A 21840-nucleotide genomic window follows, 5' to 3' on the forward strand; every position below is an offset into this window, starting at 1 on the left:
GTAATCCTAGTATCCGACGGTAGGACGATCGAGCCCGGAACCGGCGACCCGATCGGTACCGGGGAAGAGACTCGCCAGCGCACAAACGACGACGAAGGGGTTGGTGCAGCCCCGTCAGCGGCTGGCGCCGCTCGAGAGGGCAACGCCTCTCGGAGAAGTCACGACGCACCCCCTGTCTGGTCGGAGCCGGTCATAGCCGGCAACACTATTGACTGTCGAATCCTCATACTACGTATGGGAATGTACGAAGTGTCGTTCAAACTCCGCCACGAGTGTCCCTATCGAGAGATCTCCGAGCAGTTTCCGGGGGTGTCGATCCGCGAGTGGTACCTTCAGGACTGCCAGGTCCTCGAGATCACCGCGTTGGACGCCGACGATGGCGAGTTGCTCGAGGTGATCGACGGTCTCGGGACGGTTCTGCACACCGCAGTCGACGGTTCGGACCTGAACGTGATCGTCCAGTCGTGTTCCTGCCCCATCGAGGAGTCCATCGTCCGGAAGTTCGAACGTCACAACTGCGTACATCTCCCGCCGACGGTGTACCGAAACGGCTGGGAACACTATTCTGTGATCGGATTCGACGAGAACGACGTCACTGCCCTGTTAGCGGAACTCGACGAGGACCGGGAGATCGACATCCTCTCGAAGACGTCGATCGAGGAGCGCCACGTTCCCCACAGTTCGTTGCTCTCGATCGACCGGCTGTTCGACGGACTCACGGAACGCCAACTCGAGGCCCTGCGGATCGCGCTGGATGCGGGCTACTACAATCAGCCCCGGGACGCGTCGATCGAGGAGCTTGCCGAAGAGACGACCGTCGCCCGAGCGACCTTCGAAGAACATCTGCGGAAAGCCGAAAACAAACTCGTCGAGAACGCCGGCCAGTTCGTTCGCCTCCTGACCGAAACCCAGGAGGATGTGTTACGGGCGGGACCACAGCGTGCGCCGACGACCGCTGATAGTGATTGATCGAGCCTGTCTCGAGTAAGTTCTCGAGTCAATTTTCACCGACCGGTCAAACAGCAAGACCTGGAAGCGGTCGCCGGACGGCTCTCTCGGAGAACGATCACGGACCAGCTCTCTTGGCCAACGATCACGGGCCAGCTCTCTCGGCGCTCGAGTCGTTCCGTCTCAGTTCTCCGGACCGGTACGAAACGGATCGTCGAGTTCACCTGGCCCGTCGTACGACGCGCGGATCGCGTCGACGTGCGACGGTGCATCGGGGTTCGACGCCGAGACGTCTCCAGCGCCCGGGACGACCGGCGATCCGTTCAGGAACCCTTCGACGCCGGTAATCACCGGGCCGTACGCGAACTCACCGAACTCCTCGTGGGCGCAGACGACGCGTCCGCCGTCGACGCGACCGACCGGTTCCGAAATCGTCCCGACGAGTCCGGACTCGTCCCACCAGCACAGCGAGACGATCACGTCCTCGAGATCGCCATCGATTCGCACGCTATCCCGGTCGGGAAACTCGATCACGGGCGATTCGGTCATCGATTCACAGCGGACGACGCCATCCGGTCGTCCCCACTCGCCTCGAGTTTCGGCACTGTCGTCGGATTCTGCCCACGGAACGGCGGCCGCCGGAGTCTTTCGATCGGGGTAGACGGTGCTGTTCGCTGTGAACAACTGGCGAACATACCTCACGATAGTTCGACCGGACGTATCAATCATTGGTCACGAGTCGATGACTCTCACACAACGAGCAACGGACCATTCGCGGAGCGCGGACGCCGGTCCACTCGAGTCGTCTCGCTCGCGCTCGTCGGGTTTTTGTGGGCCGGTCGCCCACTCGGCGTATGGTCGAGAATCCGTTCGACGCGGAGATCCGCGTCGGTGAGGTCCTCGAGGCCGAATCGTTCCCGGAGGCGAACAAACCGAAGATGACGAAGCTGTGGATCGACCTCGGCGAGGAACACGGCGAGATCCAGTCCGCTGGACAGCTGGATCACCACTACGATCCGGACGAACTCGAGGGAAAACAGGTGTTGTGCGCGACGACTCTCGGCTCCGTCCGGATCGCGGGGTTCAACTCCGAGGCGTTGACGGTCGGTGTCCCCGACGAGGAGGGATTTCCGGTACTCGTCGAGCCGGAGACCGACGTGCCACTCGGCGGCGTACTGTTCTGACCGAACCGCGATACTCACCGCTGATACGGAGAGCCGAACGGTTTCCGGCCAGAGCCGAACAGGTTCGCCCCACCATTTCGGCGCGAACGTAACGGCTTCACTCCGTGAATTAATCCTACGATCAACCCGCCTTATTTTCCCCAACAGTTGTCCTTATGTCGACAACACATTACAGAATTAAAATCATCAACGGTGGAGAATAAACATTTGGCGAAAATGTTTATTGTACCGAGAGACGGTGATCCCCGTATGTCGCATCAGGACGGGGCGAACCGAAGGTTCGCCGACCATTGGAGAGCTAGCTCTCCAAGAGGCTGCACGAGAACTTCGTTCTCGTGAACGCCATCGGCCTGTCATGCCGACAGGTCGTAAACCAGCAAATATCCCAACTCGGCGGTGCAGTGCCGTGGGAAGTCGTTCGAAAGATCGGAGATCTTTCGTGATCACGAGAGAACTCCGTTCTCTCGGACGACCTCGCCGTCGTCGGGCTTTGCCCGACTGCCTGAGGGATCTTCGATCCCTCTCCGTTTACGGCGAGGTGGAGGTCACCTGATGGCAGTCCCGATCAGTACGAGGACGAACACTTTCGTGAGTCAGAAATAGCAGTAAACCTATCCGTCGGGCGAGAGCACAACCAGTATGGACGGCGATCCGCCACCGACGCAGGGACCGTCGGCCGAGGGAACCAACGTAGAAGGGGAGTCACCGCAGGTCGAGCAGACGGTCGAAACCGAGGAGGCGACGATTACCGACGACGCGGAACTCGAGCGAACGCTCGGACTTACCGGCGGCCTCGCGATCGGAATCGGGACGATGATCGGCGCGGGTATCTTCGTCTTCCCGGGCCTGGCGGCGGGTAACGCCGGGCCGGCCGCGTCGGTCTCGTTCGCCATCGGTGCCGTCGTCGCGTTGCTGGTGGCGTTGCCGGCGTCGGAACTCGCGACGGCGATGCCGAAAAGCGGCGGCGGCTACTACTTCATCTCGCGGGGACTCGGGTCGCTTGCCGGGGCCGTCGTCGGGCTCTCGCTGTGGTTCGGACTGGTGTTCGCCTCGGCGTTTTACCTCGTCGGCTTCGGCTATTACGCCGTCGACACGCTGGCCGAACTCGGTATCGCGGTCGGGACGGAGCTGGTCATCCCGGTCGCGTTGTTGTTCGGTGCAGGATTCATCGCGTTGAACGTCACGGGGACCGAAAACGCGGCGAAACTCCAGAACGGCGTCGTCGCGTTGTTGCTGTCGATACTGGTCGTGTTTCTCGGATACGGCGGGCTCGATGCCGTCGGGCTCCTGGGCGAGCCGACGGCGCCCGAACAGTTCACACCGGCAGGAACCCTCCCCGTGTTCACGACGGCGGCGCTGGTTTTCACCTCGTATCTCGGCTTCGCACAGGTGGCGACCGTCGCCGGCGAGATGAAAGACCCGGGTCGAAATCTGCCGCTGGCGATGGTCGGATCGGTGCTCATCGTCGGTGTCCTCTACGTGGTGACGATCTTCGTCGCGACGAGCGCGTTCGGAAGCGATCAACTCCAGCGGTTCGGCGAGACGGCGATGGTCGAGGTCGGCCGCCACTACCTCGGCTCGATCGGCGCGTTCGCGATCGTCTTCGGCGGCTTACTCGCGACGATGTCGAGTGCCAACGCGTCGGTGCTCAGTACGTCTCGAGCCATCTACGCGGTCTCGCGGGACGCTCTCTTGCCCCAGCGAGCGAGCCGGATCAACCTCCGGTATGGAACGCCACACGTCGCGCTGGGTCTTGCGGGCGGACCGATTCTGGTGTTGACGGCGACGGGGCGCGTCGAACTGCTCGCCGAGGTCGCGTCGTTTCTCCACCTCATCATGTACGGGCTGATCTGCGTCGCGCTCATCGCGTTGCGTCGTGACGAACCTGAGTGGTACGACCCAGACTTCCGGGTGCCCGGTTATCCCGTCGTCCCGGCGCTCGGTGCGATCAGTAGTTTCGCGTTGATCGCGTTCATGCAACCCGCCTCCCGGTACGTCGGCGGCGGGATCATGCTCTTGACCGTCGGCTGGTATTTCTACTACGCCCGCGACGTCGAACTCAAAGGTGCACTATGACACGCATACTCGTCCCGCTGGAAATACTCGAGGGTGAATCGATCTCGGCCGGGCTGACAGCGTTGCTCGAGCCGATGAACGTGACCGTGCTGGGCTATCACGTCCTGCCAGAACAGACGCCGCCGGACCAGGCCCGGTTGCAGTACGAAGAGCGCGCGACGGACGCCCTCGAGGATCTCGCGATGGAGTTCGGGGCCGGCGAGGGGACCGCCGACTATCGTCTCGTCTTCACCCACAATCGCAAGCAGACGTTCGACCGGATCGCCGCGGAGACGGCATCGGACGTCTACGCCATTCCGGGAGCGACCGGTCCGGTCGAACGACTCCTCGTGGCGCTTTCGGGCGACGTCGCCGTCAACCGGATCGTCTCGTTCGTCGCGCAACTGGTCGGCGACCGCGAGATCGACGTCACGCTCTTTCTGGCGACCGACGAGGAGGACGCCGGTCGAGAACTCCTCGAGACGAGCGCTCAGGTGCTCTCCGAAGACGGAATCGCGGTTCGAACCGAACTCGCGGTCGACGAACCGCCGCTCGAGGCGCTCGTGGCCGCCGCCGTCGATCACGACGCCATCGTCATGGGCGAACGCGCGCCGTCACTCCGGACGCTCGTTTTCGGCGAGGAAGCCGAACGCGTCGCGACCGAGTCGGTCGGCCCGGTACTCGTCGTTCGACGTGGCGAGGAGGCCCGCGACCGATCCGCGAGCACCGGTGGGCCCTGATCGAGAAGTTCCGTCAAACCGATGGTGTGTCGTCGATCGCAACGGGTCAAGGAGCGTCGTCGTGTTCGTCCCCGGTAGCGGCCGATTCCTCTGCATCTTCGACCTCGAGGTACTCTCCACGGATCACGAGCACGGGATCGACGGTCTTTCTGGCCAGCGTTTTCGCCCGGTCGCGGAAGATGAACCGACGAATCGACGGGCGACTCTCGCCGACGACGAGCAGGTCGTACTCGCTCGCCACGTTCAGGATCTCCCGCGACGGCGAGCCGTCGACGCTGAGCGCCGTGTCGACTCGATCGCGATCGACTCCGACTGCGATCAGTTCGTCGACGGCATCGTCGAGAAGTTCGGACCCACGGTCGCGGTCACCCTCGTCGGAGGTGACGTGGAAGAAGGTCACATCGAGGTCGGTGCCGGCGACTAGTGCGCCGAGTAACTGGGCGATGTACTCGAGGTTGACGTCGCTTCGGATCGCGACGAGGACCGACTCGAGAACGGGTGCGGGATTGACCAGCAGGACGCCGTCACACTCCGTCTCGACGGCGACCCGCTCGAAGGTCTCGAGGCGATCGTGGGTGAAGACGATCCGGGTGGAGACGTCGAGGCAGCCGGCGTCTTCGAACGTTTGCTGGACGTCGTCGAGTTCGTCGCGAACGCGGGACTCGTACTGGTCACGTGCCTGGCCGGGACCGGTCTGGTCGGGAACCACCCGGTAGCCGAGCAACACGACGGGAACGGACGCGAACGCGTCGACGACCGTCCGGGGAACGGACTCGCCGCCGAGGACGTCGATCGGGATCAGGACGCGATGGTCGCGGGGTGCAGCCATTCTGGGAGTCGTTTCACGAGATAGGACGGCGACCGTAATAGAACCGGCACGAACGCAGTGATTAGTGTCACAGCTACCGATATGTGACACGAGAAAACCGTGTTCGTACGTCGTGGCAACGATGTGCCGACACGACCGTGGCCGTTCCCGGTCGCGTCGGTATTGCGTGAGGACAGCCCGCCCAGACCGCCGGAGGCTCGAGACGGTCACTTCCACCGCGGATCCCGCAGGGTTTTTGGCGTGGCCCGCCAGTCACCGCACATGACCGAGGCGACGGGGATCGTCGGGGAGTTCTTCTCGCTCAAAGAGGGGACCGACGCGGAGTTGTTGGCGATGCAGTGTGGCGACTTCTACGAATTCTTCGGCGAGGACGCTGAATTCGTTAGCGACGAACTCGATCTGAAAGTCTCCCAGAAGTCCTCCCACGGCTCGTCGTATCCGATGGCCGGCGTGCCGGTCGACGACCTCACGCCCTACCTCAAGGCGCTGGTCGAACGCGGCTATCGAGTAGCGGTCGCCGACCAGTACGAGACCGACGACGGACACGCACGCGAGATCGTCCGCGTCGTCACGCCCGGAACGTTACTCGAGACCACCGAGGCGGACGCCCAGTACCTCGCGACGATCGTCGAGACCGACGGGAACGGACGCTCGGCGGCTGACTACGGGCTCGCGTTCGCGGACGTGACGACGGGACGCTTTCTCGTCGCCGACGCCGAGGACCTCGACGAGGCGCTGACGGAACTGTACCGGTTCGACCCCGTCGAACTCCTTCCGGGTCCCGACGTCCGAACCGACGACGACCTGCTGGACGCCGTCCGCGAGCGCACCGACGCCACCATGACGCTCCACGAGACGGAAGCGTTCGCGCCAAAACGGGCCGGCCACGCCGTTCGCGACCAGTTCGGCCGCGAGACAGTCGACCGTCTCGGCGTCGGCGAATCCGCAATCGCGGCCGCCGGCGCGATTCTCTCGTACGTCGAGGAGTCGGGAACTGGCGTCCTGGCGTCGATGACCCGCATTCAGACCCACCAGGGCGACGATCACGTCACGCTCGATGCGACGACCCAGCGCAACCTCGAGCTAACGGAAACGATGCACGGCGACGGCGACGGCTCGCTGTTCGAGACGATCGATCACACCGAGACGAGCGCCGGGGCCCGCCTACTGAAGGAGTGGCTCCAGCGGCCCCGGCGATCGGTCGAGGTCCTCGAGACCCGACGGGAGAGCGTCGCGGCACTCTCGTCGTCGGCGCTCGCTCGTGATGAGATCCGCGAGACGCTCGGCGACGCGTACGACCTGGCGCGACTCGCCTCGAAGGCGAGTCACGGCAGCGCCGACGCGCGGGACCTGCTCGCGGCCCGGGAGACACTCGCCGTCCTCCCCGAGGTCGTCGAGACCGTCGGGAGCGACCCCGAACTCGCCGACTCGCCGCTGACCGACGTCGTCGACCGACCCGACGGAGCGGCGGCGGACGAACTCCGGGAGCGCCTCGAGGAGGCCATCGCGCCCGAGCCGCCGTCGACGGTGACCCAGGGTGGGCTCTTCCAGTACGGGTACGACGACGAACTGGACGAGGTGATCGACCGCCACGAGGAACTCACAGAGTGGTTCGACACGCTCGCCGACCGCGAGAAACGCCAGTACGGCCTCGCACACGTCACCGTCGATCGGAACAAGACCGACGGCTACTACGTCCAGGTCGGCAAGTCCGCGGCCGACGGCGTCCCCGACCACTACGAGGAGATCAAGACGCTGAAGAACTCGAAGCGGTTCACGACCGACGAACTCGAGGAGAAAGAACGGGAGATGCTCAGACTCGAGGAGCGACGCGGCGACCTCGAGTACGAACTGTTCGAAGCGCTTCGTGAGGACGTGGCGGCGCGGGCGGAGCTGTTACAGGACGTCGGGCGGACGCTCGCGACCGTCGACGCGCTCGCGAGCCTGGCAACCCACGCGGCGGAAAACCGGTGGGTTGCACCCGAGTTACACCGGGGAGATCGCCTCGAGATCGAACAGGGCCGGCACCCGGTCGTCGAGCAGACGACGGAGTTCGTCCCGAACGACGTCGGGATGACCGACGACCAGCAGTTTCTCGTCGTGACGGGACCCAACATGTCGGGGAAGTCGACGTACATGCGCCAGGTCGCCTGTATCGTGTTGCTCGCACAGGTCGGTAGCTTCGTCCCCGCGAAGCGAGCCGAGATCGGTCTCGTCGACGGCATCTTCACCCGCGTCGGCGCGCTGGACGAACTCGCCCAGGGGCGATCCACGTTCATGGTCGAGATGAGCGAGCTCTCGAACATCCTGCACACGGCGACCGAGGAGTCACTCGTCATCTTAGACGAGGTCGGCCGCGGGACCGCGACGTACGACGGCATCTCGATCGCCTGGGCGGCGACCGAGTACCTCCACAACGAAGTGGGCGCGAAGACGCTGTTTGCGACCCACTACCACGAACTGACCGGTCTGGCGGAGAACCTCCCTCGCGTCGCGAACGTCCACGTCGCGGCGGACGAACGCGACGGCGACGTCACCTTCCTCCGGACCGTCCGCGACGGGCCGACCGACCGCTCTTATGGCATCCACGTCGCCGACCTCGCCGGCGTCCCCGGCCCCGTCGTCGACCGCGCTCGAGACGTCTTGGATCGGCTGCGCGAGGAGAAAGCCATCGAGGCGAAAGGCGGCTCGAGCGAGCCCGTCCAGACGGTGTTCGACGTCTCGAGCGGCCAGTTCCGCGGGCCGGCGAACGCCGACGGCGGGGAGCCCCCCGAGGCAGGCGAGACGAACGAGTCGATCGATCCCGAGGCGAAGGACGTACTCGAGGACCTCGAGTCGATCGACGTCAACGAGACTCCGCCGGTCGAGTTGATCACGAAGGTCCAGAAGTGGCAGCGGCGACTCGAGGAGTGAGACGGACTGCCGTCCCGTCGGATCGGTTCGCCCTGGGACAGGTCGCAGTCACATCGGAGACGACGGACGGTAGACCACACGAGAGGGCGTCGAAGCGACCAGAGGCGTTTTCTCCTCGCCGGTGAAAGCACACCGCTATGAGCCTTCGCGGAGCACTCGAGGGGATCACCGTCCCACTCGTGACTCCCTTCGAGCCGGAATCGGACGTCGTCGACGAACCGGCCCTCGAGGAGTTGGTCGACCACCTCCTCGAAAACGGCGTAGACGCCGTGTTGCCCTGCGGAACGACCGGCGAGTTCGCGAGCCTCACGGACGAGGAGCGCCGCCGGGTCCACGAGGTCGTTCACGAGCGCGTCGACGGCGAGGTGCCGGTGCTCGCCGGCGCGGCCGCGACGAGCGTCCCGGAGACCGTCGACTATCTCGAGGAGGCGGCCGACCTCGGAGCCGACGGTGCCGTGATCGTCCCGCCGTACTTCCACACGGCGAACGATCCCGCGGGCAACCGGCGCTTCTTCGAGGCCGTCGCCGACGAGTCGCCGCTCCCGCTCCTGGTGTACAACATCCCCGCCTGTACCGGCGGACGGATCGAACCCGAGACCCTCGCGGCGGTCGCGAGCCACGAGAACGTACTCGGGCTGAAGGACTCGAGTGGCGACCTCGAGTACCACCTGGCAGCGATCCGGCGGACGCCCGAGGAGTTTCTCGTCCTCCAGGGGTACGACGCCCTGCTCGTGCCGGCGCTCCGGATGGGTGCCGACGGCGGGGTAAACGCGCTCTCGAACGTCGCCCCCGCGGCGTACGCCGAACTGTACGAGGTGGCCGGCGAGGAACGCGGGCGGACGCTGCAGGACGCCGTTGCCGAGCTATTCGTGGCCTGTGGCGAGTACGGCTTCGCGCCGGCGACGAAGGCCGCGCTCGCCCATCGTGGGACGATCCCCACCGACGCCGTCCGTCCGCCGCTGGTCGAGGTCCCCGAGGACGGTACCGAGCGGATCGGGAGCGCGGTCGACGACCTGCTCGAGATCTAAGCTCCAGTCATACGGTTTACTGTAAGTCAGTTTCGGCGCAACCGCTGCCCTGGTCGCAGTTGCAGCGGTGGACTCGCTGCACTCCCCCACCGAGACTCGTCTCACGCGGTTCGACTCACCGCCGGTACATCGGTACAGCAATCCGTATCAGGCGCGGAGACGACGCTTCGTCCTGCGCGTAACACCTATTGACGCTCGGGCGCAACCTGTCCCAGTATGAACGGGGACGGAGCGCAGTTCGACGAGAGGGGGACGTCGCTCGAGAACCGCCGGGCGAAATCGATCGGGAACGAGGACGTATGACCGACGAGACGCCAAGCGACGGCAGTGGGGATGGCGAAACCGACATTCACCGCCTCGACGACGACACAGTCGCACGGATCGCCGCCGGCGAGGTCGTCGAGCGACCCGCCAGCGCCGTCAAGGAACTCGTCGAGAACAGCCTGGATGCGGACGCCTCGAGCGTCGACGTGACGGTCGAGAAGGGCGGTACCGAACTTATCAGGGTCGCCGACGACGGCCGCGGGATGAGCGAGGCGGACCTTCGCACCGCGGTCCGCCAGCATACGACGAGCAAGATCGAGGGTCTCGAGGATCTCGAGTCGGGCGTCGCCACCCTCGGATTTCGGGGCGAAGCCCTGCACACGATCGGCTCGGTTTCCCGGACGACGATCCGCTCGCGCCCGCGGTCGGGCTCGAGAACGGGGAAGGGAGGCGAAGCCGACGTCGGGACCGAACTCGTCTACGAGGGGGGCGAAGTAACCTCGGTCGAGCCGACGGGCTGTCCGGTAGGAACGATCGTCGAGGTCGAGGATCTCTTCTACAACACGCCCGCTCGCCGGAAGTTCCTCAAGACGACGGCGACGGAGTTCGCCCACGTCAATCGCGTGGTTACGCGCTACGCGCTCGCGAACCCCGACGTGGCCGTCTCGCTCATCCACGACGGCCGCGAGGTGTTCGCGACGACCGGCCAAGGCGACCTGCAAGCCGCGGTGCTCGCCGTCTACGGTCGCGAAGTCGCCTCCTCGATGATCCCCGTCGACGCCGACGCCGACGACCTGCCGCCGGGTCCTCTCGAGTCGCTCTCGGGGCTCGTCTCCCACCCCGAGACGAACCGCTCGAGCCGGGAGTACCTCGCGACGTACGTCAACGGCCGGGCCGTGACTGCCGACGCGATCCGCGAGGGGATCATGGGTGCCTACGGGACCCAACTCGGCGGCGATCGGTATCCCTTCGCCGTCTGCTTCCTCGAGGTTCCCGGCGACGCAGTCGACGTGAACGTCCACCCGCGCAAGCGAGAGGTGCGATTCGACGACGACGACGCGGTACGAAGGCAGGTCGACGCGGCGATCGAGTCTGCGCTGCTCGAACACGGCATGCTCCGGTCGCGGGCACCGCGGGGACGGTCGGCACCGGCGGAGACGAGCGTCACACCGGAGAGAGCCGACAGGGATTATCCGGACGAGGAGCCGAGCGACGCGTCGGGTGGGGCGAGCACGGAGAACGTATCGTCGTCAGCGGAGCCCACCTCGAGCGAGTCGGACCGGAGGACGAGTTCGAGCGAGTCCCCCCAGACACGGCAGGCGAACGCCTCGAGGGCGTCGAACGCCGACACGGACGACGCGTCGAAACCCGCCGGTGATCCGCCGTCACCGTCGAGTACCGAGACCGAATCGGGGGAGAACGCGGGCGACTCGAGCGGCGGCACCGACTCGACACCGACTGTGGGAGACGAATCGATGAACGCGACCGGCGGAGAAGGGAGGGTAACCGACTCGGAGACGAAGCCACGACCGGAAACTCACGACGATCCCACCGCGGGAACGGACCCAGTCGATTCAACGAATCTCGATCCCGACCGGAAGTTCGCCGTCGCGACCGACCAGCAAACGCTCGGGGGGACGCCGGCGACGGGCGAGGCAACGGAGTACGATTCGTTGCCACCGATTCGCGTGCTCGGACAGCTAGAGGAGACGTACGTCGTCTGTGAGACTCCCGACGGCCTCGCGTTGATCGACCAACACGCCGCCGACGAACGGGTGAACTACGAGCGCCTCCGCAACGCGTTCGCGGACGACCCGCCGGCCCAGGCGCTGGCGTCGCCCGTCGAACTCGAGTTGACGGCGGCCGAAGCCGAGGCGTTTTCGGCGTACCGCGACGCGCTGGCTCGGCTGGGCTTTTATGCCGACCGAGTCGGCGATCGCACGGTCGCGGTGACGACCGTCCCCGCGGTGCTCGAGGAGACGCTCGAGCCCGAACACCTGCGTGACGTCCTGACGTCGTTCGTCGAGGGCGACCGCGAGGCGGGTGCGGAGACCGTCGACGCGCTGGCAGACGAGTTCCTCGGCGATCTGGCGTGTTATCCGTCGATAACCGGCAACACGTCGCTTACGGAGGGGTCGGTCGTCGACCTGCTCGCGGCGCTGGACGGCTGTGAGAATCCGTACTCCTGTCCACACGGGCGACCGGTTATCGTCAGAATCGACGGCGACGAGATCGACCGTCGATTCGAACGCGACTATCCGGGACACGGGTAGGACGAGCGAGACAGCACTCTCGTAAACGCCACCCAGAAAAAGCGGATGCGAACGTCGTGATCGACCGATACCGACGGGGTCCGGTATCGGCCGCGTGCCTCTGACCGCTCACAGCCGCACCGACCGCGCTGTCGAACGACGTGTCCCGAAGCCCCGCCGAAGCACCTGATCTCCGGGACCGTTTTTCACTTTATTGTGAAACACCATTAATGTTCCTGGCGTTCCGGCCCGGAGCTGACGAGCAGGTACCGGACGACCGACGCCAGTCAGTAACGGTACGTACGCCGAGTGCGTACCCCCAACCGTGTCGACAGCTCGCACGCTCGACGGCTCGTCCGCCGGCGGACAGTTCCTTCGAACGGCACTCGGACTGTCGGTCGTCACCGGCGACCCAATTACCGTCGAAAACGTTCGCGGTGATCGGCCGGACCCAGGTCTGGGCCACCAGCACCTCGCCGTCCTCGAGACGATGACCGACGTCTGCGACGCCGACACGTCGGGAGATGAACTCGGCTCCGAGACGGTCGAGTTCGATCCGGGACGCTCGAGCGACGGCGGGTCGCTTCCGATCGATTCGGGAGAAAGCCACCTCGAGGGAGGCCACTATCGCGTCGATATCGGCACGGCGGGAAGCGTGACGTTGCTGTTCGACGCGTTACTGCCGCTCGCGGCCGTCCTCGAGTCGCCGCTTTCGGTCACGGCAACCGGTGGAACGGACGTAAAGTGGTCGCCACCGATCGAATATCTCCGGTCGGTGAAACTGCCACTGCTCAGACGGTTCGGACTCGTCGCCGCCTGTGAGGTCGACCGACGCGGGTTCTACCCTGCTGGCGGCGGCCGAGCCAGGCTCTCTCTCGGCCCGTCCCGACTCGAGCCGCTCGATCTGAGAGAGCGCGGCCAGTTCGAGGGAATTCGACTCTACTCGACCGAGGCGGCCGCACTCGCCGACAGCGACGTCGCCTCTCGACAGATCGACGGGGCGCTGGACCGCCTGTCGTCGGCCGGAGTGGGGGCGGATATCGACCCAGGTGGGGACCCAATCGACCCGCTCGAGCGGCGGGAGACGACCGCCGCGAGTGATTCACCGGGGTCGGCAATCGTGATCCGGATCGATCACGGAACCGGGCGAGCGGGGGTGTCAGCTCTCGGCGAGCGCGGAACGCCGGCGGAACGAATCGGTGCCCGAGCAGCCTCGGATGCTGTCACGTTTGTCGACGAGGCCGCACCGATCGATCGCCATCTCGCGGATCAGCTTATGATGGTACTCGCTCTCGCTGGAGGTGCGATACGCATCCCGACGATAACCGACCACGTCGCGGGCTCGCGTGAGTTGCTCGAGGCGTTCGACGTCCCGGTAGCGATCGAACGTGATGGGACGGGCCCGCGTATCGCGGTCCGAACGCGAGAGTGACGAACACGCCGGGCCGTCGGAGCCGGTGGCCTCGACGTGTCGGTCACCGCTCCCAATCGTCGAAGAACCACGGCGTTGATCGAATTGATGAATGCCGTTATCTTACGGTCAAACAATGACATAACTTATACTTCGGCCATCCGTTTACCGACGTATGATTACGATACGGACGAGTCGCGGATCAGGGAGGGCCGAACGGTGAGTGACCTGGTCACGTTCGGGGAGACTATGCTTCGACTCTCGCCGCCGAACGGCGAACGGCTCGAAGACACGCGGGAGCTCGAGGTTCTCGCAGGCGGTGCCGAGAGCAACGTCGCTGTGGCGGCACAGCGTCTGGGCACCGACTCGACGTGGCTCTCGAAGGTGCCGGAGTCCCCGCTTGGCAAACGCGTCGTCAGCGAACTGCGGGGGTACGGCATCGAGACGGACGTCGTCTGGAGCCACCGCGGCAGACAGGGGACGTACTACATCGAACGCGCCGGGAAGCCACGCGGCACCAAAGTGATCTACGACAGGGACGACACCGCCATCTCGACCGCGGAGGCTCGAGAGTTCGACGTCGACCGGATCCAGAACGCCCGTGTGTTTTTCACGACGGGAATTACGCCTGCGCTCTCCTCGACGCTCCGGGATACGACGGCGAGCATGCTCAAGGCGGCCAGACAGGGCGGGACGACGACCGCCTTCGACTTCAACTACCGGCGGAAGCTCTGGTCGCCCGAGGAGGCAAACGAGACGCTGACCAAGTTCTTCCCGGGGATCGACGTCCTCGTGATCGCCGCCCGAGACGCACGGACGGTGCTCGACTTTGAAGGCGATCCGCGACAGCTCGCACACAAACTCGGCTCCCAGTACGATTTCGAGACCGTCGTCGTCACTCGCGGCTCCGAAGGTGCCGTCGGCTGGCACGATAGCGTCGTTCACGAACAGGACGCCTACGAGACCGACACGGTCTCGAAGATCGGCACCGGAGACGCGTTCACCGGCGCGTTCATCGCACGCCGGCTGGCCGGCGACGACGTTCCGACAGCCCTCGAGTACGCCGCGGCGACGGCGGCGCTCAAGCGAACGATTCCCGGCGACGTCGCACTGGTCTCCGAGGAGGAAGTCGAGGCCGTCGTCTCGTCGGGATCCGAGGAGGTATCTCGCTAATCCCCACCCTCGACACGTTCGTGCGTCGCCAGCTCACGACAGCGTGAACGCCTTTTTACATCCGTACCGAACGCCAGGTATGGTACACGTAGCCGTCGTCGGCGCGTACGGCAGTGCCGGCGTCGCCGCCGCCGACGAACTCCTCGAACGCGAAGGCGAGATCGAAGACGACCTCGAGTTGACGCTGATCGACGACGGGGAGCCGGGCGGCGGGCTCTGTATTCTCCGAGGGTGTATGCCATCGAAAGACGTTCTCTCGGCCGGACAACACCGGTACCAGGCCCGTCACGACGACCGGCTCGAGGGAGTGCCGGACGTCGACCCCGAAGCGATCGTTGCCCGCAAGGACGAACACGTTTCGGGCTTCGCCGAACACCGGCGCGGGCACGTCCACGGCCTCACCGAACGCGAGAACGTCGAGTTCCTCCACGAGACGGCCACGTTCGTCGACGACCGCGTTCTCGCAGTCGACGGCCGGCGGATCGAGCCCGATTACGTCGTGATCGCCACGGGTTCGGTCCTCGACGTGCCGGATTTACCCGGCATCGACGAGGTCCCCTTCGAGTCGAGTGCGGACGTCCTCGACGCGACGGAGTTTCCGGACTCCGGCATCGTCATGGGCTTTGGGTACGTCGGACTCGAACTCGCGCCGTACCTGAGCGAGGTCGGCGACGTCGATCTCACCGTCGTCGAGCACGACGATCGCCCACTCGAGGAGTTTCCGACCGGCTACGGTGAGACCATCCTCGAAATCTACCGCGAGCAGTTCGGGATCGACGTCCTGACGAACGTCGACGAGCGACGGCTCGAGCGAACCGACGACGGCGGCGTCAGGCTATTTCTCGAGCGCGACGGAGCGGACGGCGAAACGGAACGCGGCGATGTGGACGGCGAAACGGAACGCGAGGAGTTCGCGCTCGAGGCCGATCAGCTCTACCTGTTTACCGGTCGGCGAGCCAATCTCGAGGGGCTGGGACTCGACCGGACTCGCCTGGAGCCCGAGCCGGGATGGGTGGGATCGACGATGCAGACGGCGAGCGACGATCGGGTGTTCGTCGTCGGGGACGCAAACGGCCGGGAGCCGATACTCCACGTGGCCAAAGAACAGGGGTTCACGGCCGGCGAGAATATCCTCTGTCACCACCGTGGAGAGGCGTGTCGACGGTACGTCAACGTTCCCCACCACGTGATCTTCGCCGGGCTCGGCGTCTACCCGTTCGCCCGCGTCGGCCACACGCCCCAAACGATCGTCGGCACCGAGCGGGAGGCGATCGTCGTCGGCCGGGAGGCGTCCTCGGACGGCGTCTTCGAGACCAAAGGCCATCCGGAGGGGCTGGCGACGCTCGTCGTCGACGCCGCGGACGGAACCGTACTCGGCTATCAGGGCCTTCATCTCCACGCCGACGTGATGGCGAAAACGATGCAACTCGCCGTCGAGTTGGAACTCGACGTCCGAGAACTTCCACGTCGGGCCTATCACCCGACGACACCCGAGATCCTCGACGGCCTCTTCCGCGAGGCCGCTACGGAACTCGAGGGGACGAGTGGCAAGTAAGCGAGGCTGAACTCGTCGCGCGACCGCCCGACGGTGGCGTCTTCCGGCACGAGCTTTTGACCGTGGAAACCGTACGCCGCTCTATGAGCCGAGACGTCCGCCAGGCGACGGCCGACGACGTGGATGCGATCCACGAAACGGCGCGACGAAGCTGGCACGCTGCGTACGACGAGATACTCGAGGCTCGACGAATCGACGAGATCGTCGACGAGTGGTACGCGATCAGTGATCTCGAGTCGTCGATCGCCAACGCCAGCAGCCGTGACGACGTGGTATTTCTCGTCGCCGACGGCGATGCTGACGCCCCCATACCGCGGTTCGAGGACGGCTGCATTGGCTTTGCACACGCCATTCCGTGGCCCGAAGGAACGTCGGTTGCATTTCTGGTACGAGTCTACGTCGATCCCGAGGCGTGGGGCAACGGAATCGGATCGAGGCTACTCGCCACACTCGAGGAGAAACTGGCGGACCGGTTCGACCGCATTCGGCTCGCTGTTCTCGCGGACAACCACGTCGGCGTCTCGTTCTACGAGTCATCGGGATTCGACCGAATCGAGACGCGAGAGAGCGAGCTGTCCGAGGGACTCGAAGAGTACGTCTACCAAAAGCCGCTGTGAGCCACTCGGGGGACGGAGAGCCACCGTCCAGGACGGTGTCCATCCAACGAGAAACTACACCGACGCCGTATGCGACTCGACGAACGGATCGGTTTCGTCGAACGAACCGCTACTCGACTGACTTCGCTCGGTTTTGGAAGTCACCACTACCACACTCCTTACACTCGCCAGGATTCGTTTCGGCCCTGACTATTCGGCCACACTGGAGGCATTCGTACTCGGAGGAGATATCCGACGTATCTCCTTCGATGTCTTGGTCGTGGGGCATGCATCCACGTTCGTGTCCGAGGTGTATAAATTCCACGTGAATATCAACCCTCGAGTCACGTTGGAAACCGGGTGTTAGAGAACCGACACGTCGGCCGTAACTGTCTGCCGAAGATGCTCCGTTTGTAGACGACTAGAGCGTCTTTTCGGCTTCGTCCTCGTCGACGACCTCGATTCCGCGGTTGTTGACCGCCATCGGATCGAGACCGACCTCCTGGAGGAATCCCTTGTACTCGCGTTCGCACTGCTCGGCGTCCTTTTGTTTGTCGCTGGCGCGATCACAGAGTTCCACGAGGTTCTCGGGGACGTCGTTCTGGTAGACGATCCAGTGATTGATCAAATCCGAGAGTCGACGGATTGGACTCGTGAAGTGGCCGTAGATTTCGAAATTCAGCGCGTGGTGGCCGCCGAAGGGGTCGTTCATATACCGGGCCCGGGGCATCACCTTCATCACCGCCCACTGGATCTTGTCGAGCTGGCGGCCAGGAGCCTCCTCGAGCGTCGCGTTGACCGCCTTTCGGGGATCTTCCCACGTATCGCCCGGGATCGAGACGCCGTCTAAATCCTGAATCTCCTGAAGCGCTTTTGACCACTCGTCCGGACTCGGCTGAGGGTGGACCCGGTACATCGCCTCGACCCCGCGATCCCACATCAGCGTGTGTGTGACCGCCTTGTTCGCTTTCAGCATACACTCCTCGATGATCGTGTGTGCGCGATCCCGGGAGGGGTTGAGCACGAGCGAGCCGTCTTCTTTACGCTGTTCGTGCATCCGATCGGCGAGTTCGTGAACGAGAACATTCTCGTCGTGGAGCGGCGCGTCGGGATCCTCGAGGCGATTTTCTGCCTGGCTGTAGGTGAGCCGCTCGTCGGACTCGATGACGGACTTGTAGATGTCGATCGTCTCGTAGGTGAGCGTCTCCTTGTCTAAGTGCATCTCGACGGTGTGAGCGAACCGCTCCTCGTTGGGAACGAGCGAGCAGACGGACTCCGCGAGCACCGGCGGGAGCATGTGTATCGTATACCCCGGGAGATAGACCGTATTGCTGCGCTCGACGGCCTCAGCCCACATCGCCGACTCGGGGTGGACGTAATGGGTGACGTCGGCGATGTGAACCCAGAGGACGTACTCGTCGTCGCGCTCCTCGACGGAGAGAGCGTCGTCGAAGTCCTGGGCGTCGATCGGGTCGGTCGTCCACGTCGTCAGCTCACGGAGATCCTCGCGCTCGTCGATCTCCCCGGTTATCTCCGACTGGACGTCCTGCGTGCGATCCTCGGCTTCTTCGAGTACCTCGTCGGGAAACTCGTCGCGAATCTCGAACTTCTCGAAGAGTTCCTCGCGCTTGTTCTCGAGATGGCGCGCGAGATCCTCGGAGATCTCGACGGGGCCCTGCCCTTCGGCCGTACCGGCGTCGGCCTGTGCGTCGTCGCTCATGAGGGGGAGTACGGACGTGGGGATGAAAGTCGTGTCGGGATGGAGAGAGCGATGGTCCGACACCGACGGACCGGTTTTCGATCGTCTCGCAGGTGATTCGACCGGTTTCCCGATCGGAGGACACCTCACGACTCCTCGAGTGGCCCGTACCGATCGTCGACCGTCGCGACGTACCGTGAGAGAAACTCCGCCTGGCTCGGGTTGCCAGCCTCGAGTTCGCCAAGTAGCTTCTCGAGTTCGCCTCGAGGCTGGGGACAGAGGTCGGAGTGACAGCCCTTACAGAGGTGTTCGAACGTCTTGTTCGCTCGATCCCATCGGTCGCCGTACTTGTCGTACTCGCGGGCCATCGACTGGGAGAGTTCGGTCCCACACGCGAGACAGACGACCGACGACGTCCGGAAGGGCCACATAGCTGAACGAAAGTCGTGCTAGTACTTAGCGACTATAGTAGCCACTGCAAGTCATTGCACACCTGATCATCAGACGTATCGGCGATCAGTGGATACATCGGTGGAGTTGTTACTATAGCGGACGTGCTACGAGCGGTCACCATCCCTCCGGTCGATCGGTTCGGAACGATCGGGACAACAGTTCGTATCGAGCGACCACTCATACGATTTCCTGTCATACGGTCTGCTGTAAATCGTTACCGGCGAACCCGCAGACGGGTCGCGGGTCCGGCGGTACATCGGGACAGCAATCCGGATAAATCGATCACCGGAGTGTTACGACGACATCCTAATCAGCACGTTTAATGAACAACGGAGAAACGGAACCAGTGTATGAGTGATTCGGTGCAGGTGTTGTACGTCGATGAACGGTCGGCCGCTGCGAACGCTGTTTTGTCATTTTTCGACCGTGAAATCGAGCGAATCACCGTCGACTTCGAAGAAGATGTTACTGTCTGTGACAGAGCGCTCGACGGTGAGGAGTACGACTGCATCGTGGTGGGTGACGCTCCCCTCGAGCGGTCACGGAGTGGATTTCTCGAAGCGTTTCGAAACGCCGACGCGGATCTCCCGTGTATCATACTCACCACCGACTGCGCTCCCAGTCTGATCCGGAGTGCAGTCGCTGCCGGAATCACCGAGCACCTTCCGCGAGATACCGACCAAAAGTCGTTTCCACTGTTAGTCGACCGCATCGACGAGGTCGTCGCACGATATCGAACGAAACGTCGAGCGGACGAGTACGAACGAATCAATTCCGTCCTTCGGAAACTCAATCAGACACTCGTTCGTGCCTCCTCACGGACCGATATCGACCAGCAGGTCTGTGAGATCATCAGCCAATCCGAACCGTACCGGTTCGCCTGGGTCGGCGAACACGATCCCGACGAGGCGGTAGTTACCAAACGGGCCGCTGCTGGCATCGAACGGAACTACCTCGACGCGATCACCATCACCACAGACGAGAACGCAACTGCAGACGGGCCAACGGGGAAGGCCGTCCGGACCCACGAAATCCAGGTCATGCAGAACATCCCCGCGGATCCGGACTACGAACCCTGGCGAGATCACGCACTCGAGCGGGGGTATAGATCCAGTGCCGCAATTCCGCTCGTCTACGAGGGGGATCTTTATGGTGTGTTGAACGTCTACGCGGATCGGATCGACGCGTTCGACGCGGACGAGCGGGCGTTGTTCGACGAACTGGGTGAGACCATCGCGTACGCCCTGCACGAGCGTGAAATTCGTGAGGAGCGCCACCGTCTCGAACGGGCGGTCGAACACGCTGCAGACGCCATCTTTATCACCGATACAGACGGGGCCATCGAGTACGTCAACCCAGCGTTCGAGAACATCACCGGATACACGTCGTCGGAAGCCATCGGACAGAATCCCCGAATTTTGCAGTCCGGGGAAGTCGACGACGAGTACTATGCCGCGTTGTGGGAGACGATTCTGGCCGGCGAGGACTGGGAAGAAGAAATCGTCAACGCGACGAAATCCGGCGAACACTATCACGCCGAGCAGACGATCGCTCCTGTTGCCGACGAGAGCGGAGAGATCAATTGGTTCGTCGCGATCCAGCGAAACGTCACCGAACGCAAACGCCGTGAGCAGGAACTAGAGGACCACAGAACGCGGCTGCAGGTGCTCTTCGACCAGGCACCGGACGGAATCGTCGTTCACGACGTCACGGGCGCGGTTCTCGACGTCAACGAAACGCTCGCCGAAATGCTCGGCTACTCCCGTGCGGAACTGCTCGAGATGGACGTTTCCGACTTCGTAACCGGAGCCGAAGACGAAGCGTTGCAAGAACGATGGGCGGCGATGACTCCTGGCTCGAGTCACAAAGCCGAAGTCGACGGACGCCATCGACGTGCGGATGGTTCGACGTATCCGGTCGAGGTCTGGGTGAGTCGCCTCCACAGAGAAGACGGCGACGATCGGTTCGTTGCGTTCATTCGTGACATTACCGACCGCAATCAGCGAATCCGCCAGCTTCGAGTTCTCGACCGCGTCCTCCGGCACAACCTCAACAACGAGATGTCGATTATCCGTGGCTACGCACAAACGATCGAAGAGAGAACGGGCGGAGAACTCGCCGAGAATGCCCGCCAGATCACCGCCGGGAGCGATCAACTCCTCGAGACGGTCGCCAAGCAACGGGAAATCGTTCAGATCCTCTCGAAACCGCCCGAATACCTCGAGGTCGACATCGTCGAAATCACTCAACAGATCCTCGGATCGATACGTGCCGAGTATCCCGACGCACGGATCGGATACGAGGGGCCAGACCGTGGTCTCGTCGAAGCGACGACGAAGATCGAGCTCGCGATCGAAGAACTCGTCATCAACGCACTCGCTCACAACGATCGTTCCACGCCTGCGGTCACTGTCGAAATCGAGTGGACGGCGGAGACCGTCACCCTCCGGATCGCCGACAACGGCCCCGGTATTCCAGAAGAGGAACGATGCGTACTAACCGGAACGGGCAAGGTGGATCCCCTCTACCACGGCAGCGGCCTCGGTCTGTGGCTCGTCTACTGGATTCTCGAGCGATCCAACGGTGGCGTCGAGTACGAAACTGGTGAATCTGGCGGGAGTGTGATCGAGCTTACACTCGAGCCATCGACATCGGGCTGACTCATACGGATTGCTGTCCCTGTGACCCGTCGCTCCCGGAGAACGAGTTCCGGACGCGGCGGCGATGACTGACAGTAAAC

17 protein-coding genes are annotated in these 21840 nt (G+C 63.9%); 12 read left to right on the top strand and 5 right to left on the bottom strand.

The window, feature by feature from the left end:
- Positions 1 to 234: 234 nt before the first annotated feature.
- On the top strand, positions 235 to 969 hold the full coding sequence (locus FYC77_RS08450; protein WP_149081061.1) for a helix-turn-helix domain-containing protein: 735 nt from the start codon (positions 235 to 237) through the stop codon (positions 967 to 969).
- Between the two features lie 162 nt (positions 970 to 1131).
- Here the strand turns inward: FYC77_RS08450 and FYC77_RS20400 are convergent, their stop codons facing one another.
- Complete coding sequence (locus FYC77_RS20400; protein ID WP_202911795.1) at positions 1132 to 1650, bottom strand: hypothetical protein; 519 nt, start codon at positions 1648 to 1650, stop codon at positions 1132 to 1134.
- Positions 1651 to 1802: 152 nt separating this feature from the next.
- On the opposite strand from FYC77_RS20400, the gene FYC77_RS08460 reads away from it, so the two are divergent.
- The 3 genes from FYC77_RS08460 to FYC77_RS08470 all read left to right on the top strand — a co-directional run bounded on the left by FYC77_RS08460 (position 1803) and on the right by FYC77_RS08470 (position 4927).
- Positions 1803 to 2132, top strand: coding sequence for a tRNA-binding protein (locus FYC77_RS08460; protein WP_149081062.1), 330 nt, complete (start codon positions 1803 to 1805; stop codon positions 2130 to 2132).
- Positions 2133 to 2771: 639 nt separating this feature from the next.
- Entirely contained in the window at positions 2772 to 4208 is a 1437-nt protein-coding gene (locus FYC77_RS08465) for an APC family permease (RefSeq protein WP_149081063.1), read from the top strand.
- Positions 4205 to 4927 (top strand): universal stress protein, encoded by a 723-nt coding sequence (locus FYC77_RS08470; protein ID WP_149081064.1) that lies wholly within the window; start codon positions 4205 to 4207, stop codon positions 4925 to 4927. Before FYC77_RS08465 ends, FYC77_RS08470 begins: the two co-directional genes overlap by 4 nt.
- Before the next feature lie 46 nt (positions 4928 to 4973).
- On the opposite strand, the gene FYC77_RS08475 is transcribed toward FYC77_RS08470, so the two are convergent.
- Entirely contained in the window at positions 4974 to 5756 is a 783-nt protein-coding gene (locus tag FYC77_RS08475) for a universal stress protein (protein ID WP_149081065.1), read from the bottom strand.
- A gap of 261 nt (positions 5757 to 6017) precedes the next feature.
- On the opposite strand from FYC77_RS08475, the gene mutS reads away from it, so the two are divergent.
- The 7 genes from mutS to FYC77_RS08510 all read left to right on the top strand — a co-directional run bounded on the left by mutS (position 6018) and on the right by FYC77_RS08510 (position 16969).
- Positions 6018 to 8669 carry a DNA mismatch repair protein MutS gene (gene mutS, locus FYC77_RS08480; RefSeq protein ID WP_149081066.1) on the top strand — a complete coding sequence of 884 codons (2652 nt, stop codon included), beginning with the start codon at positions 6018 to 6020 and terminating at the stop codon, positions 8667 to 8669.
- Positions 8670 to 8806: 137 nt separating this feature from the next.
- Positions 8807 to 9697, top strand: a complete 891-nt coding sequence (locus FYC77_RS08485) for a dihydrodipicolinate synthase family protein (RefSeq protein WP_149081067.1) — start codon at positions 8807 to 8809, stop codon at positions 9695 to 9697.
- A 299-nt stretch (positions 9698 to 9996) separates the two neighbouring features.
- The gene (gene mutL, locus FYC77_RS08490; RefSeq protein ID WP_149081068.1) at positions 9997 to 12234 is read left to right on the top strand and encodes a DNA mismatch repair endonuclease MutL; all 2238 of its coding nucleotides are present in this window, start codon (positions 9997 to 9999) and stop codon (positions 12232 to 12234) included.
- Positions 12235 to 12538: 304 nt separating this feature from the next.
- Complete coding sequence (rtcA, locus tag FYC77_RS08495) at positions 12539 to 13645, top strand: RNA 3'-terminal phosphate cyclase (protein ID WP_149081069.1); 1107 nt, start codon at positions 12539 to 12541, stop codon at positions 13643 to 13645.
- Between the two features lie 198 nt (positions 13646 to 13843).
- Positions 13844 to 14797 (top strand): bifunctional 2-dehydro-3-deoxygluconokinase/2-dehydro-3-deoxygalactonokinase, encoded by a 954-nt coding sequence (gene kdgK1 / locus FYC77_RS08500; protein ID WP_149081070.1) that lies wholly within the window; start codon positions 13844 to 13846, stop codon positions 14795 to 14797.
- A gap of 79 nt (positions 14798 to 14876) precedes the next feature.
- Positions 14877 to 16352, top strand: a complete 1476-nt coding sequence (locus FYC77_RS08505; RefSeq protein ID WP_149081071.1) for a dihydrolipoyl dehydrogenase family protein — start codon at positions 14877 to 14879, stop codon at positions 16350 to 16352.
- An 83-nt stretch (positions 16353 to 16435) separates the two neighbouring features.
- The gene (locus FYC77_RS08510) at positions 16436 to 16969 is read left to right on the top strand and encodes a GNAT family N-acetyltransferase (RefSeq protein ID WP_149081072.1); all 534 of its coding nucleotides are present in this window, start codon (positions 16436 to 16438) and stop codon (positions 16967 to 16969) included.
- Positions 16970 to 17078: 109 nt separating this feature from the next.
- Here FYC77_RS08510 and FYC77_RS08515 read toward each other — a convergent pair whose 3' ends face one another.
- From FYC77_RS08515 to FYC77_RS08525, 3 genes are all read right to left on the bottom strand, one after another.
- A complete protein-coding gene (locus FYC77_RS08515) occupies positions 17079 to 17237 on the bottom strand; it encodes a rubrerythrin-like domain-containing protein (RefSeq protein WP_149081073.1) in 159 nt (52 codons plus the stop codon).
- 132 nt (positions 17238 to 17369) lie between these two features.
- A complete protein-coding gene (locus FYC77_RS08520) occupies positions 17370 to 18668 on the bottom strand; it encodes an RNB domain-containing ribonuclease (protein WP_149081074.1) in 1299 nt (432 codons plus the stop codon).
- Positions 18669 to 18793: 125 nt separating this feature from the next.
- Entirely contained in the window at positions 18794 to 19078 is a 285-nt protein-coding gene (locus FYC77_RS08525) for a DUF7562 family protein (protein WP_149081075.1), read from the bottom strand.
- A gap of 372 nt (positions 19079 to 19450) precedes the next feature.
- Here FYC77_RS08525 and FYC77_RS08530 point away from each other — a divergent pair, with 372 nt between their 5' ends.
- Positions 19451 to 21760, top strand: a complete 2310-nt coding sequence (locus FYC77_RS08530) for a PAS domain S-box protein (protein WP_149081076.1) — start codon at positions 19451 to 19453, stop codon at positions 21758 to 21760.
- The last annotated feature ends 80 nt before the right edge of the window (positions 21761 to 21840 follow it).

Origin of the sequence: Natrialba swarupiae (assembly GCF_008245225.1) — an archaeon.
Lineage (GTDB): Archaea > Halobacteriota > Halobacteria > Halobacteriales > Natrialbaceae > Natrarchaeobius > Natrarchaeobius swarupiae.